This is a genomic window from Solibacillus sp. FSL W7-1472, from assembly GCF_037969775.1.
In the GTDB taxonomy this organism is placed as follows: domain Bacteria; phylum Bacillota; class Bacilli; order Bacillales_A; family Planococcaceae; genus Solibacillus; species Solibacillus silvestris.
In genome coordinates this window covers 774,767-790,559 of record NZ_CP150208.1, presented here as the reverse complement: position 1 = coordinate 790,559, position 15,793 = coordinate 774,767, and the positions used below count along the sequence as shown (strand labels likewise).

The following is a 15,793-nucleotide window of genomic DNA, read 5'->3' as shown; positions in this document are numbered from 1 at the left end:
ATCAACTACAATCTTTTTTCATCAAATTCATTATCTAATAAGTAAATTTCCATTTTTTCAAGCAAAAAACGCACCTGAAACAGATGCGTTTTCACAAACTATTAATTATTTAATAATAATTTTTCAAGCTCTTCTAGCTTCTCTTCGAATACTTGACATGCCAATGCAATCGGTTCCGGAGATTCCATATCTACACCCGCAGCTTTTAATACTTCGATTGGGAAATCCGAGCAGCCTGCTTTTAGGAAGTTATTAATATAACGCTCAACTGCCGGTTCGCCTTCTTCTAAAATTTGTTTAGATAATGCTGTTGCCGCTGATTGACCTGTTGCGTATTGATATACGTAATAGTTGTAGTAGAAGTGTGGAATACGTGCCCATTCCAGACCAATTTCCTCGTCAACTGTCATTGCATCACCAAAGTATTGTTTGTTTAGATCGTAATAAATCGATGTTAATTTTTCCGATGTAATCGATTCGCCTTTTGCATCCAATTCATGAATCATATGCTCAAACTCAGCGAACATTGTTTGACGGAATACCGTACCGCGGAAACCATCCAGCCATTGATTTAATAAATAGATTTTCTGTTTATCATCATCTAATGTTTTCATTAGATGATCAAATAATAGTTCTTCGTTACATGTTGAAGCTACTTCTGCAACGAAAATCGAGTAATCTGAATATTGATATGGCTGGTTGGCACGTGAATAATAACTGTGCATCGAGTGGCCGAATTCATGTGCCAATGTATAAAGGTTATTCACATTATTTTGCCAGTTCATTAAGACATACGGATTTGTACCGAATGTTCCCGAAGAATAGGCACCGCTGCGTTTCCCTTTGTTTTCTAGCACGTCTACCCAACGGCTTTCCAAACCTTTTTCAACGATTTCCTGATATTCTTTACCAAGTGGTGCGAAGCTTTCTACCATCGTTTTCTTTGCTTCGTCATATGTTACTTCCATTTTCACTTCTTTAACAAGCGGCGTAAATAGATCGTACATATGCAGCTCATCTACACCAAGTACTTTTTTGCGAAGCTCTACATAACGGTGTAATGCCGGTAAGTAATCATGGATTGTTGAAACAAGTTGGTCATACACTTTTTCAGGAATGAAGTTATTGCTAAGTGCTGCATGACGAGCGGAATTGTAATTACGAACTTTTGCATTTACATTATGTGCTTTTACATTACCTGCTAATGTAGTCGCAAATGTATTTTTATATTGACCATAAGTTTTGTAAACAGCTTTAAATGCTGCCTCACGTACTTCGCGATTGTCGCTTTCAAGCATTGTAATGTAGTTACCGTGCGTAATTTGTACTTCTTCGCCGTCTTCCCCTTTAATTTTTGGGAATTCTAAATCAGCATTGTTTAATGCGCTGAATGTTTTGCCGGCTGTCGATGTCACTTCCGAAAATTGCGCAAGTAATTCTTCTTTTTCAGCTGATAGGATATGAGGACGGCCTAAGTTAAGTTCTTTTAAGCTTTGTTCATATAATGAAAGTGGTTCATAACTTTCCACATAGCTGTTTAATGTTGCTTCATCCAAAGCTAAAATTTCAGGCGTAATAAATGACCACGCTGCCCCTACGTTTGTAAGAACAGATCGCACACGACCATCCAGATCCTGATATTTACTGTTCGTAGTGTCCTGGTCATGTTTTAAATGTGAATATACGTATAATTTGTGTAAACGCTCGTATAATGCATCGCTAAATTGCAAAGTGTTGTATAAGCTTTCCGCACTATCCGCTACTTTTCCTTTATAATTTGAAGCTTGTTTTGATAATTGCTCAACTTCCTTCAGTTCAGCTTCCCACGCTTCATCCGATTCAAAGATTGATGTTAAATCCCATGTTAATTGCTCCGGTACTTCTTCACGCGTTAAAATTTGCTTTGCCATTTATTTGCCTCCTACTATTCCGATATTCGAAATTATAAATCTATTTAAACAATTTCAACATCCAATTGCAACCAATTCGTCGTATAGAACATTAAAAAGTTGTTCTTCGGCTATATTTTCATCCAGTTGCTCAATTTTAAGATGTCTTAAAATTGTTAAATAATGTTTCACCGCTGTTTTCCGCTCATTCGTCAGCTCCAATTGACTCCATTTGAAAAAGTAAGGAATCGCTTTCACATTCATCGTTTTAGGTGTGAGCGCATGGGCGTTCATAAAATGAAAAAGCCCTACTTGCCATTCTATACAGAATCGGTTAAAAGCATGCGTATTGCAGACAGGAATCCCTAAAAAAATCGGTAAATTCGTCATAATTAGCCTTAATTCATAAATGGCTCGAAAAAATCGATCGTTAACTCCTTTTTTACTCAATAGTAGACGGTGACGGATATAGTACTCCCGATAACTCCTGTATTTTTTTAGCAGCAGAGGAAATTGTGATTTTGATATTTTCTCTGGAACTAAAAGCGGAAATCGTTGTTGGCTGAGCGGCAATGGCTTAACGACAGCAAAATACTGCAATTTATGAAGATGGATTAAATTGCTTATATAGTAGAAAGTTTTACTTTTCTCATCGTAGGTGATGAGGTATTTCTGCTTTTTATACCGTTGCATAAACTGCGCGTTTGTGTGATTGATTGAAATTTTTACAATACCGGGACTTTTGAATTTTTCGGGAGTGTGCAATATCCAGATCGGTATGATTTCAGCATTTAAATAGCCGGTTGTACGCAGTTGAAATGATGGATGCGCGATTGGGCTGCACTGAAACTCAATAGCATATTGGCGATCATTAAATGCGATGAGAAGATCTGGTCTTTGTTGAAGCTGTGGTAAATACGGTTCAAGAACGGGACGTAGCTGAAGGCTTGTAAAAAGTTGAAAGAGGTGTTGTTTCCCGAGGAGATGTGCGGCGGATTCCCCTTCTGAAAACAAAGAATCGCATTCACTATTTTTTTGATGGGCAAAGTGCGGGATTTTTATTTGACCAACCTTTAACAGAAGCTGTTCTTTACATTGAGGGCAAAAAAAGGATTGCTGCTTTTTTAATCTTTGTAACTCATCCGGCGGCAGTTTCGACGTTAAATAGAATAATTGCTGTTGTTCCGTCAAAGCGATCAGCATTCGCTACCCCCCTTTTTTATCCATCTTAATGAAATGAACATTCAATTTCAACTTATAAATAGTAACTATTGGAAACTGGTTTTTTCAAAGGATTTCTACTTTTATTGCTTGCCGTTCCCTTTTATAGACGAACTTTCCACTTTTCCGTCACAAGGTTCTACTTTCTCGATGCTCTGTTCTGCTTCACACGCATTATATTCCACTTTCCTCAACCATTATTCTACTTTTGCTCCCCCTATATTCTACTTCCCTCAACCAGATATCCCCCCAGCACAAACACAAAAAAGCCACCTGAAATCAGGTGGCTTTCGTAAACTGCTGTCCTAATCAAAATACGTAATGATTGTTTCGAAGCAGTCTTCAGCAATGATTGTTTCCCCGTACTCTTCAAGTCGGTGCGCTGTAATTTTGGAAGCAGCTAAATACTCAGTACATAAAGCGATGATATTTCTCGCTTTCTCGCTTTCCAAATCTTTTAAATCTACATATAAATAGTAATAATCTTCCCATTTATACAACACAGACTCTATTCCTAATGGTGCTGCGCGTTTTGCAAGAGGTACTAGTTCGTCAATATCTTTAAATCGGAATCGGGCATTTTCAAGCGATTGTTCTTCTTCTTTTGCAGCTTTGCCAATCGCATTGAAGATCGATTCTTCCATTTCATTTAATTGATCTGATATATGAAGGTCATCTTCAAAGTTGCCTGTCATTGAAGAAGTTTCGGAGTCATTACCTACAGACGCGCGTGTAACAACGACTTCCAATCCACTTTCTGAAGCGTTAATATGAATCCAAATTGGACCATCTAAATCGAAATAATCATCTGTATTTATTTCACCAATGATATCCCAGAAAAGCTCTTCACCTTTTGCGCGATTGTACCATATTTCTTCGCGAGTATAACCGCGGTCCTCGATATCACTATACGTAATAAATAATTTTAGCGTATTTTCATTAATGCGTTCGATGTCCATTAGACCTCAACCCCCTTCACAGTCATTGTATAGAACGTCGCTTTATTTCCAAGTGGCATACAATATGGCGTTCTATTGCATCGGAACTGAGATACTTTTAAATATTAGAAGTATCTATAACTCTATTGTATGATGGAATCGATTAAAATGAAAAGGAAAAACATTATTCAGCATAAATTATTTGAATAATTGAAATTGTATTGCACCACTCCATTTAAATCAAGTAATTAAGGTGTCTTTCTAATATGTTCTAAAATAAAAAAAAGATGCTACAATTGCACAATATGCATCCGTAACATCATGAGCGGTCTATTTAGTTAACCATGCGTTGGGCTTCTTGCAACTGGTATGCTCGTACTTTACGAGGCAGGAATCGACGAATTTCATCTTCGTTATAACCGACTTGCAGACGTTTTTCATCTAAAATAATCGGACGGCGTAATAATCCTGGATATTCCTGAATAAGCTCATATAATCGCTGTAATGGCAATGTTTCAACATCAACATTCAACTTTTGGAAAATTTTCGAACGCGTCGAGATAATTTCATCGGTACCATCTTCTGTCATTCGTAAAATCTCTTTGATTTCACTAATTGTAAGTGGCTCGGAAAAAATGTTGCGTTCTGTATATGGGATATCATGTTCCTCTAACCATGCTTTTGCTTTTCGACATGAAGTACAACTTGGTGAAGTAAATAATGTTACTAACATTGGCTCACTCCCTCTCTAATTGATTTCAATTCAATTGCTAGATGTTGCTTCCTTTTATGAAGAAGCACAAATGTATAAATAAAACTCAATTTAGAATTAATTTAATTTAAGATTCTGTTCCCATTATACATGAATAACCCATGTTTGAATATACAATGTCAACAAATAATTCAACTTACGTAATAAATTTTATTACATATTTCTCTCTAATAAGCACACTTTCTAGAATTTTGCGCCATATTAAAATTTACCCATAAAATAGTAAAATAAAACGTACTGATTTTTAAAGTTTTTTCTCATTTATCAAATTGTAATTGAGAAAAAAGTCAGATAATATCATGCCATTTCTTAAAATATAATTATCTATTTACTACTATTTCCATTTTCACTTTGTTTTATTCCTATTTCTTTAAATAAAACAATTGCTTTCTTTTCAATACTTACGTTATAATCCATTCAAGATTATGAAAAACGATGACGAAGAGTAGTACATTTAATTTGAATGCCTAGAGAGTCTGTGGTTGGTGCAAACAGATCATTCGTTAAATGGAATGGACTTCCGAGTTAGCTTGATGAACGTTTCTATTAGTAGTCCAGCTCGTCGCCTTCACGTTACGAAGTAAAGTGGCCAATTGAGGCAAGCTGGGTGGTACCGCGGATTTTAACATCATTCGTCCCTTCTATTTTCGAATAGAGGACGCATGATGTTTTTTTATTTTCATTTGATTTTTAAGGAGGAACACCCAATGAAAACCATCTTTTCAGGTGTACAACCAACAGGAACAATTACTTTAGGGAATTATATCGGTGCGATTAAACAATTCCCCGCTTTACAGGAAAACAACAACGCCATTTATTGCATCGTGGATCAGCACGCAATTACTGTGCCACAGGACCGCCTTGAGTTACGAAAAAATATTCGCTCATTGGCAGCAATGTATATCGCATGTGGCATTGATCCGAAAAAATCGATTTTATTTATTCAGTCAGAAGTCCCTGCCCATGCCCAAGCAGGCTGGATGCTTCAATGTGTCGCTTCAATCGGAGAATTAGAGCGCATGACACAGTTTAAAGACAAATCGACAGGTAAAGAATCCGTTTCTGCCGCACTTTTAACATACCCGCCGTTAATGGCTGCCGATATCCTTCTGTACAATACAGACATCGTACCAGTTGGTGAAGACCAAAAACAGCATATTGAATTAACACGCGATTTAGCTGAACGTTTCAATAAGCGCTACAATGATGTATTAACGATTCCTGATATTCAATTGCCGAAAGAAGGCGCTCGTATCAAGTCATTGCAGGAGCCAACGAAAAAAATGTCAAAATCCGATACAAATTCAAAAGCGACGATTCGCCTGCTTGATACAGCAAAAGAAATCGAAAAGAAAATCAAATCCGCTGTAACAGATTCTGAGGGAATCGTTAAATTTGATATTGAAAACAAACCGGGTGTATCGAACTTGCTTATTATTGAATCTGCCCTATCCGGTACAGCGATTGCAGATTTAGAAGCAAAGTATGAAGGCAAAGGCTATGGTGATTTTAAAGCTGGAGTAGCGCAGGCTGTTATTGACCATTTAACACCAATTCAAGAACGCTATTATGCACTGATTGACTCACCGGAACTTGATGAAATTTTGGATGAGGGTGCAGTAAAAGCGAATGCCATTGCCTCTAAAACACTCAAGAAAATGGAGAACGCGATGGGCTTAGGCCGTAAACGACGCTAATCATCCCACCAATAGCAACAATCAGCAGATACAACTCTGCTCCATGTACAATGTACAGTAATACAGCATGCCATGAATAGCCGAGCGTGCGGTAATTCAAGTATAGAATCATATTACTGATCGACATGACACTGAGCCCATAAAAAAATAAAAATAGTACGAAGCGTGTCAAAACACCATCCTTCGTACAACTATACGAAAAACGAACGTGCGATAGAAGAAGCACGTTCGTTTTTTGTCATTTATTAATCTGTATATTTTTTGAATAATAAACAAGCATTATGTCCGCCAAAGCCCAGTGAATTGCTTAACGCATATTCAACTTCCGCTTTTCGTGCGGCATTTGGTACATAGTCCAGGTCACATTCCGGATCCGGATCCTGTAAATTCATTGTCGGCGGCAAAATACCTTCCTTCAATGCAAGTACCGTAAAGATTGCCTCAATCCCGCCTGCTGCACCTAATAAATGGCCTGTCATACTTTTCGTTGAACTCATCGCCAATTTATAGGCATGGTCACCAAAAACAGTTTTGACTGCCTGTGTTTCAAATAAGTCATTATATGGTGTACTCGTACCGTGGGCATTAATATAACCAACGCGGTCAGGAGATACTTGTGCATCATCGATCGCCATTTGCATCGCACGTGCTGCACCTTCACCGTTTGGAGCCGGTGCTGTAATATGGTGGGCATCCCCTGTTGAACCATAACCAACGACTTCTCCGTAAATTTTAGCACCGCGCGCTTTCGCATGTTCATATTCTTCTAAAATTAAAATCCCTGCACCTTCACCTATAACGAAGCCGTCACGGTTTTTATCAAATGGACGTGATGCAGTAGCCGTGTCCGGATTTAACGATAACGCTGTGTTTGCACTGAAGCCTGCAACCGCCATTGTTACGATCGGCGCCTCTGCTCCACCCGTAATCATCACATCAGCGTCTCCACGTTCAATTACTTTAAACGCATCACCAATCGAGTTAGTTCCCGATGCACAAGCCGTTACGGAACAAGAGTTGACCCCTTTTGCCCCAAGATAAATCGATACTTGACCTGAAGCCATATCTGGAATCATCATTGGTACGAAAAACGGGCTCACACGTCGAACACCGCGTTCCTGGAAAGTTAAAAACTGCTGCTCATGCGTTTCCATTCCGCCGATCCCTGACCCGATCCATACACCTACGCGTGGCGCCATTTCCTCTGTAATAGTCAAGTTGGCATCTTTTGCAGCCATCATAGAAGCAGCGATCGCATAATGTGTAAAGCGGTCCATTTTGCGCGCTTCCTTCTTTTCAATATATTCTTCTATATTAAAGTCTTTTATTTCTGCCGCTACAGACACAGTAAACTTACTCGTATCAATTCGTGTTAATGGTCCAATACCAGACTTGCCTGCAATTACATTTTCCCAGGCTTGCTCTGCACTGTTTCCTACTGGCGTAACTGCACCGATTCCTGTAACAACAACTCTTCTTTTCTCCATTATTTAACACCCTTTTCTAAGTTAAGTTCTTTCCTCTATTTAAAGGTTAATTTCCATTTCATTCGAACACTTTCCATAGGGAAAATATTGTACCATTCTCCCAAGAGCCCAAGTTTTTATTTACCCCACTTTAATGCGAGCGCTCCCCATGTAAGCCCACCGCCGAAACCGACTAAAACAACGATATCATCATCTTTGATTTTACCAGACTCCAAATCTTCTACAATAGAAATTCCGATTGAAGCGGCAGATGTATTGCCGTATTTTTGGATTGTTTTCGACATTTTTTCCTCTGGCAAGTCAAGACGCTCTCTTGCGGCTTCCATAATGCGGATGTTTGCCTGATGCGGCACTAAATAATCGACATCTTCCTTTGTCATGCCTGCCTTTTCAATGACATTTACAGCCGATTCGCCCATTTGACGAACCGCAAATTTAAATACTTCACGACCATTCATCGCAATGTGATTTTTAGGATTTAAATAAAGATGCTTTCCGCCTGTTCCGTCAGCTCCTAGTTCGAAAGCCAGAATACCGCGCCCTTCCGAAACTTTTCCGAGAACGGCCGCACTTGCACCATCTCCAAAAAGGACAGCCGTGTTGCGATCATCCCAATCCACAATTTTCGACAGTTTTTCAACACCTACTACTAACACATATTCATAACTATTACTCTCAATAAATTGTTTGGCAATAGCCGTTCCATAAATAAATCCTGAGCATGCAGCGGACACATCCATTGCGCCACATCCCGATATTCCAAGTCGCTCTTGAATCTGACAAGCTACACTCGGGAAATTCTGATCCTGTGTAACGGTTGCCACTACGATTAAACCGATTTGATCTGGCGTAATACCTGCGTTTTCAATCGCTTGCACTGCTGCTTTATATGCTAAATCCGATGTTTCTTCATTCTCAGCGATAAAACGGTTTTCAATACCTGTACGAGAACGAATCCACTCATCTGATGTATCTAAAACATTTTCAAAATCCTTATTTGGTATAGCTTTTTCCGGAACATATTTCCCCATCCCTATAATACCGGCATTCATATAATAGCCCCCTTGTTTTCTCGTGAATCAAAAAATATAACTAATTATTAGTAGTTGGTACTAATTATAGAGCATAATTATTTTGAACACAATTAAAATTTCTGGAAAACGAGGAATTGGACATTTATTCTTGTTTTTCTCCACATTAAATTGGCTATAATAACTGAGAAACATCTTACAGAAATTGAAATGCGGATGGACGTTTATTACGTTTAAATTTTTTAATGAAACAATTGTTAAAAACGAATATTGTTAATGAAACAAATTCGAGCTAATCTTCTCTATTTTCCTGTTAATTCCTACTTATAAAAGCGATAAAAACAGGCATTTATGACAACTTGAAGAATAATTTGATTCGCCCTTTTAATTTCATGAAGGCTTGTGGTATGATATTGAAGATGTAATTTCACAATAACGTTATAAATAAGTTCAATGAGGTGAATTTGATGCAATATATCATTACGTTCTTTTGGTCATTCTTATTAGTTTCAATGCTAAACTATGTAGTAAGTTCTGTATTAAGTGTAGATTTTAACTTCATGAATGGCGTAATCGTATCATTAGTATTCAGCGTATTAGTTATTATTATCGCTGCAATCATTCCAAACGAATCAACTCCAGAAGCAGAAGCAGAGCATCATTAATAGATAACAAGGGGCTGTCCGGTAAAATTACTGGACAGCCCCTTGTTATTTACTGCCCTATTTGTTACGGCGCTTATCAACCTCATTTTTTATTAGAACGCTTCTATACAATATTAGAAGTTACATACTTGATATTAGAATAGTTGGCTTGTTTATTTGAACAGTAGGGCTTCTTATTAGAACAACTGGTCTTCCGTCAATATTTCGGACAAACGTTAAGAGACTTTTTTTGCTACCGCCCTTCGGTTGCTCTGCTTTTCATCCCTCCATGCCCAGACCTGGGCATGGAGGGATGAAAACCCTGTAAGAGAACTTTATGAGGCATTTTGACAAACAGAATCCTGTTGATTTCTCTCAAATTGGTTTGGTGATAAATAACCGATTGTTGAATGACGTCGTCGTTCATTGTAAAAGTTTACGATATATGACTCCACGCTCTTTCGTGCTTCTTTTTTGGATTCGAAACGGTGACGATAGATCCATTCTTTTTTGATTGTGGCGTGGAAGGATTCAATACACGCATTGTCATAGGGATTTCCTTTACGACTCATGCTAATTTTAATCCCATGTTCTTTTAAAGTGCTTGTATAGCTTGTGGCACAATATTGTGCGCCTCGATCTGAATGATGAACTAATCCCTTCTCGGGTTTTCGAACTGCTAATGCATGCTTCAAGGCTTGATCTACTAATGTTTCTTCCATATGATCTGCGATGGCCCAGCCGACAATTTTACGAGAATATAAATCCATGATGGACGCAAGATACACCCACCCCTCCAGTGTTCGGATATAAGTTATATCTGCGACCCATACTTTATTTTTCTCTTTAACTTGAAATTGACGTTTGACTAGATTCGGATAAATAAATTGATGGTGATTGGAATCCGTTGTTCGTTGAACAGTTTTCGGGATTACGGCACTTAACCCAAGGTTTCGCATCATATTCGCAATTTTCTTTTGCGAACAGACATAACCTAAACTCGCTAAGTCTTGCGCAATTCGAGGGCTACCGTATGTACCAAAACTCCTCGCATACGATCGATGAATCTGATGGGCAATTTCTGTATCACGTACTTCTTTTTCCGATAAGGGCTGTATCTGTTTTTTACGCCAATCATAATAACCGCTTTTTGAAACCATCAATACTTTACACATCATCGCAATGCCAAAGTCGTTTTTATGCTTTTCAATGAATGCATAAATCACTCGGGGTTTTTCGCGAAGATGTGCATAGCCTTTTTTAGAATTTCATTCTCTTCTTCCAAATCACGTAACTTCTTATCAAACGCTGCCTGCAACTTATCTACTTCGCTAGAAGTAAAGTATCGTGTGACATCCTGATTTTTCGATTCACGATAATCTTTAATCCATTTATGGATCGTTGAAGACCCAATTTCAAACTTAAATGCCAGATCTGAAACTTTTGCGCCATCTTCTAAAACAGACTTTAAAATGTATTCTTTTGTTTGTGCGTCTAATCGCTTTCGAGTTTGTTTTTCTTTCATCGGTTCCACGTCCTTTTTTAGATATCTTAATCTTAAAGTGTCTCTTAAGACGTGTCCATTTTTTATACTAACCTCACAACCGACATTTATATTAGAACTTCCGGCTTTTATTAGAACTTCTTCATTTTTATTAGAACTTCAGTCAGCCTTATTAGCATATCCCTTACATATAAAAAGCTTGTACGCCATTCACGTACAAGCTTTTTTCCCACTTAATTTGAATTTATAACCAGCTCTTCATTTTCCAATGCAATTGACAATGTTCCACCTGCTGCGACTTCCCCTTTTAACAGTTCACGTGCAACAATCGTTTCTAAATGGCGTTGGACAAAGCGTTTTAATGGACGTGCACCGAATTGCGGATCAATCCCATGCTTCACAATCCAGTCGACCACTTGACTGTCCACTGATAACGTAATTTCCTGTTCGGCAACTCTATCTTGAAGCTGCTTTACATATTTCCAGGCAATCTTATGGAAGTGCTCGTTCGATAAGGCATGGAACATAATAATATCATCCATACGGTTTAGCAGCTCTGGCTTAAAGTGTTGGCGTAATGCCGTTTGGACAAGCTGTTCTGATTCTTCTGATCCTTCCAGTAAAAACTGCGAGCCGATATTCGATGTCAAAATAATGACGGTATTCGTAAAGTTGACAATCCGTCCTTGGCTATCCGTAATGCGGCCATCATCCAGCACTTGCAGTAAAATATTCGCGACATCCGGATGCGCCTTCTCGATTTCATCCAAGAGTACAACGGAATACGGGTTGCGGCGTACCGCTTCTGTCAGCTGACCGCCTTCTTCATAGCCAATATAGCCTGGAGGTGCTCCGACGAGTCGTGACACAGAATGTTTCTCCATATACTCGCTCATATCAATTCGGATGAAATGATCTTCTGAATCGAATAATTGTGCGGCCAATGCTTTTGCCAATTCGGTTTTTCCGACACCAGTTGGCCCTAGGAACAGGAAGCTTCCGATTGGTTTATTCGGGTCTTTGATACCTGAACGTGCACGCCATACTGCTTCTGTTACATAAGTTACCGCATCGTCCTGACCGACTACCCGTTCATGCAGCGTATCTTTTAAACGGAGCAGCTTTTCGCGTTCACCTTCAACAAGCTTCGTTACCGGAATACCTGTCCAGCGTGAAATGATTTTAGCAATTTCCTCTTCCGTCACTTCTTCACGCAGCATGCGGTTACCTTCCGACTGTTTCAGCTGCTGTTCCAGCTCGGAGATTTCCTTTTCAAGCTGTGGAATTTTACTGTATTGGAGCTCACTTGCCCGCGCTAAATTATTGCCTGAAATAAATAAGTCATCGCGTTCGGCCTCCATTTTTTTCAGTTCATCTTTTTTATCCCGCACGATTTGCAAGCCGTTTTTTTCAAGCTCCCACTGTTCTTTCATCGATTTAATCGAAGTATCCAATGTATCAATTTCATCAGTAATTATTTCAAGACGCTTTTTGCTCGCGTCATCTTTTTCTTTTTTCAAAGCCTGCTGCTCAATTTTAAGCTGTGTAAGACGGCGCGTTAACTGATCCAGTTCCTGTGGCATTGAATCGATTTCAATACGGATCATTGCACATGCCTCATCAACGAGATCAATCGCCTTATCCGGTAAAAAGCGGTCTGTAATATAGCGGTTTGCCAGCTGGGCCGCTGCAATAATTGCGCGGTCATGAATGCGTACGCCACGATGATGTTCTTCAAATCGATCTTTTATACCGCGTAAAATGGATACCGTATCTTCAATAGAAGGTTCCCGCACCATTACTTGCTGGAAGCGGCGTTCCAATGCAGGATCTTTTTCGATATACATGCGGTACTCGTCCAATGTTGTTGCTCCAATACAATGCAGTTCACCGCGTGCAAGCATTGGTTTCAGCATATTTCCTGCATCCATTGCTCCGTCCGTTTTCCCTGCACCGACAATTGTATGAATCTCATCGATGAATAAAATGATGCGTCCTTCTGATTCTTTCACTTGTTTTAATACAGATTTCAGTCGTTCTTCAAACTGTCCCCGATACGATGCCCCGGCAATGAGCGCACTCATATCCAGTTCATAAAGCTCCGCATCTTTCAATCCTTCAGGTACATCCCGTCTCACGATACGTTGTGCCAATCCTTCGACGATTGCCGTTTTACCAACACCTGGTTCACCGATGAGGACCGGATTGTTTTTTGTTTTACGTGACAGAATACGAATGACGTTTCGGATTTCTTCATCTCGTCCGATAACCGGATCCATCTTACCTTTTTTTACTTGTTCAATTAAATTACGTCCAAATTGTTCTAATGGCGGACGATTATCTTGAGTTTGATTAAATTGCATACAGTGCACCCTTTCATTTAGTTTGACCTTTTTTGATTAATTCAATTATAAGTCAAAATTGGTCAAACAACAAATAATTACACCCAGATTCCTTCGCATATATGTTCGTAAAAAAAATCGATCACTTTGCCTTTATGCAAAATGACCGAATTTCTACTGATTTATTTACTTTTATTAACGAATACCTAATGCCATTTTTGCATAACGGGACATATTGTCTTTAGACCATGCCGGTTGCCAAACGATGTCAACTTTTACTTCTTTTACTTCCGGTAATTCACTAAGTGCAGTTGTTACTTGGTCAACAATTACCGGAGCAAGCGGACAGCCCATTGATGTTAATGTCATTGTAACAATTGCTAAGCCCTCGTCTGTTAAATCCACTTCATATACTAAACCTAAGTTGACGATATCAATGCCTAACTCAGGGTCAATTACGTTTTCCAATGCACCTAACATACTTTCTTTCATATCGTGATCAATTGCCATTTTTAAATTTCCCCTTTCGCCATGGTGTTATTGTTAATCATAGCAGAACGTATGGTTTATGCCAAACATTGCGCCATAAATTGCGTGACTTGCAAAATCCCATTTCTCGATACGGCATGGCCTGCTTTTTGTTCTGCCAAATAAGTAATATGTTCTGCTTTTTTTTCTTTTTCTAGTTGTTCAACATAATCTCGGCTCATATGATAAGGAACGACCGTATCGCGCTCACCATGCCAGAAAATAATCGGTTTGTTTGCCCATAGATCCTCATGCTGTTCCATATCGAATTTTTGCAGCATTTGAATCAGACCAGTTTGCTGTTCTTCAGACAATGGGAAGGTTACGCCCTTTTGCTTTAATTCCTCTACTTGATGAAGAGCCAGTTTCGTATAGCTTGTCGTTCCCATGCAAATACCTGCCGTTTCAATCCATGGATAGATTGCTAAACAGCCTGATGTGACGATTCCGCCCATTGAAGTGCCGGCAATCCCAACTTTGCTCCCAGCTAAGTTTTTCAGCTTCAATTCTTCATAAATAGTATGTACTTCTTCCACCGACTTTAATACAATTTTCCAGAAGTTAAAGTTCATCTGATCTTCCGTCAATTGATTCGAGCGCTCACCATGCAATAATGCATCCGGTAGTATAACGCGTACACCTTGCTGCACAAACTGATAAGCGTAATGTAAATTATGTTCCTTTGCGCTCAAAAACCCATGAAGAAAAATAACGACCGGTGTTTGCTCATCCATCGTTTCATCATATACATGCAGTAGTGGAATGGACTTCCATTGTTCTTTATTAACTATCAAATTACTCACCTCTTTGTTTACATTAGCAAAAATTGGTCAATGTTTCAAAACTTTGACGAATGCTAAATTTGCACGTTACAATTATACCCAGGCTAAAGGAGGCTTACTCTTATGAACGAACATTTAATTGTATTAGATTTAGACGGCACTTTATTGACGGACGAGAAAAAGATTTCTTTGCTGACAAAGGAAACGTTGTTGAAAGCAAAGGAAGCCGGTCATCAGGTGATGATTGCGACAGGACGTCCGTATCGTGCGAGTCAGCTTTATTATCAGGAGTTGAGTTTAACAACCCCGATTGTCAATTTTAACGGAGCCCTCATCCACCACCCTAAAAATCCGATGTGGAAAGCGATTCATACAACAGTCGATTTAAGCGTAGTCCACGATGTTGTAGAATCTGTTCATAAATATGAATACGACAACTTAATCGCCGAAGTAATGGATGATGTATATCTTCATCGTGAAGATGAAGGTGTGCTTCAGTTGCTACATATGGGTAACCCCAATATTTTAACAGGCGATCTGAAAAATACATTAAAGGAAGACCCGACAAGTTTACTCATTCAAGCCGACGATGTTAATACACCGATTATCCGCAAGCATTTGCAGGATGTCCACGCTGAGCTGATTGAGCATCGACGTTGGGGGGCGCCTTTCCCAATTATCGAAATTGTCCATAAAGGGTTAAGTAAAGCGGTAGGGATCGACTATATCGCAAAAGAAATGGGCATTCCGCGCGAACGCATCATTGCATTTGGCGATGAGGACAATGACTTGGAGATGATTGATTACGCTGGTGTTGGGGTTGCGATGAGTAACGGAATTGACGATTTGAAAACAATCGCCAATGAAATTACGCTATCGAACAATGAAGACGGTATTGCGAAGTTTTTGCAGGACCGCTTGAAACTGTAACAGCTAAAATAAAAACAGCCTGGAAAAG

General features: G+C 39.1%; 14 protein-coding genes and 1 other annotated feature. Of the genes, 3 read left to right on the top strand and 11 right to left on the bottom strand.

From position 1 onward, the window contains the following. Positions 1 to 101: 101 nt before the first annotated feature. From pepF to spxA, 4 genes are all read right to left on the bottom strand, one after another. Positions 102 to 1,910 carry an oligoendopeptidase F gene (gene pepF / locus MKY07_RS03720; protein WP_014824613.1) on the bottom strand — a complete coding sequence of 603 codons (1,809 nt, stop codon included), beginning with the start codon at positions 1,908 to 1,910 and terminating at the stop codon, positions 102 to 104. Between the two features lie 54 nt (positions 1,911 to 1,964). Beyond that, positions 1,965 to 3,092, bottom strand: a complete 1,128-nt coding sequence (locus MKY07_RS03715; protein ID WP_339263869.1) for a competence protein CoiA family protein — start codon at positions 3,090 to 3,092, stop codon at positions 1,965 to 1,967. Positions 3,093 to 3,415: 323 nt separating this feature from the next. Then, entirely contained in the window at positions 3,416 to 4,069 is a 654-nt protein-coding gene (gene mecA / locus MKY07_RS03710; RefSeq protein ID WP_339263868.1) for an adaptor protein MecA, read from the bottom strand. Positions 4,070 to 4,382: 313 nt separating this feature from the next. Beyond that, entirely contained in the window at positions 4,383 to 4,781 is a 399-nt protein-coding gene (gene spxA / locus MKY07_RS03705; RefSeq protein ID WP_008403575.1) for a transcriptional regulator SpxA, read from the bottom strand. A 465-nt stretch (positions 4,782 to 5,246) separates the two neighbouring features. Next, positions 5,247 to 5,463, top strand: a binding site (T-box leader). 64 nt (positions 5,464 to 5,527) lie between these two features. On the opposite strand from spxA, the gene trpS reads away from it, so the two are divergent. Continuing rightward, complete coding sequence (gene trpS / locus MKY07_RS03700) at positions 5,528 to 6,517, top strand: tryptophan--tRNA ligase (RefSeq protein ID WP_014824616.1); 990 nt, start codon at positions 5,528 to 5,530, stop codon at positions 6,515 to 6,517. 245 nt (positions 6,518 to 6,762) lie between these two features. Here the strand turns inward: trpS and fabF are convergent, their stop codons facing one another. Together fabF and MKY07_RS03690 are read right to left on the bottom strand one after the other, a co-directional pair. Beyond that, positions 6,763 to 8,004, bottom strand: a complete 1,242-nt coding sequence (gene fabF / locus MKY07_RS03695; protein WP_339263866.1) for a beta-ketoacyl-ACP synthase II — start codon at positions 8,002 to 8,004, stop codon at positions 6,763 to 6,765. 116 nt (positions 8,005 to 8,120) lie between these two features. Further along, positions 8,121 to 9,056: a beta-ketoacyl-ACP synthase III gene (locus MKY07_RS03690; protein ID WP_008403578.1), complete on the bottom strand. Its 936-nt coding sequence runs from the start codon at positions 9,054 to 9,056 to the stop codon at positions 8,121 to 8,123. 446 nt (positions 9,057 to 9,502) lie between these two features. On the opposite strand from MKY07_RS03690, the gene MKY07_RS03685 reads away from it, so the two are divergent. Then, complete coding sequence (locus MKY07_RS03685) at positions 9,503 to 9,700, top strand: YjzD family protein (protein ID WP_008403579.1); 198 nt, start codon at positions 9,503 to 9,505, stop codon at positions 9,698 to 9,700. A 314-nt stretch (positions 9,701 to 10,014) separates the two neighbouring features. Here MKY07_RS03685 and MKY07_RS03680 read toward each other — a convergent pair whose 3' ends face one another. The 5 genes from MKY07_RS03680 to MKY07_RS03660 all read right to left on the bottom strand — a co-directional run bounded on the left by MKY07_RS03680 (position 10,015) and on the right by MKY07_RS03660 (position 14,856). Next, the gene (locus tag MKY07_RS03680; RefSeq protein ID WP_311774937.1) at positions 10,015 to 10,905 is read right to left on the bottom strand and encodes an IS3 family transposase; all 891 of its coding nucleotides are present in this window, start codon (positions 10,903 to 10,905) and stop codon (positions 10,015 to 10,017) included. Continuing rightward, positions 10,902 to 11,204 carry a transposase gene (locus MKY07_RS03675; RefSeq protein ID WP_014822792.1) on the bottom strand — a complete coding sequence of 101 codons (303 nt, stop codon included), beginning with the start codon at positions 11,202 to 11,204 and terminating at the stop codon, positions 10,902 to 10,904. Before MKY07_RS03675 ends, MKY07_RS03680 begins: the two co-directional genes overlap by 4 nt. Positions 11,205 to 11,416: 212 nt before the next feature. Further along, positions 11,417 to 13,546, bottom strand: a complete 2,130-nt coding sequence (locus MKY07_RS03670) for an AAA family ATPase (protein WP_339263864.1) — start codon at positions 13,544 to 13,546, stop codon at positions 11,417 to 11,419. Positions 13,547 to 13,720: 174 nt separating this feature from the next. After that, positions 13,721 to 14,029, bottom strand: a complete 309-nt coding sequence (locus MKY07_RS03665; protein ID WP_039966323.1) for a metal-sulfur cluster assembly factor — start codon at positions 14,027 to 14,029, stop codon at positions 13,721 to 13,723. A 62-nt stretch (positions 14,030 to 14,091) separates the two neighbouring features. Continuing rightward, positions 14,092 to 14,856 (bottom strand): prolyl oligopeptidase family serine peptidase, encoded by a 765-nt coding sequence (locus MKY07_RS03660; protein WP_339263863.1) that lies wholly within the window; start codon positions 14,854 to 14,856, stop codon positions 14,092 to 14,094. Positions 14,857 to 14,958: 102 nt separating this feature from the next. On the opposite strand from MKY07_RS03660, the gene MKY07_RS03655 reads away from it, so the two are divergent. Continuing rightward, positions 14,959 to 15,765, top strand: coding sequence for a Cof-type HAD-IIB family hydrolase (locus MKY07_RS03655; RefSeq protein WP_008403583.1), 807 nt, complete (start codon positions 14,959 to 14,961; stop codon positions 15,763 to 15,765). Positions 15,766 to 15,793: the final 28 nt, after the last annotated feature.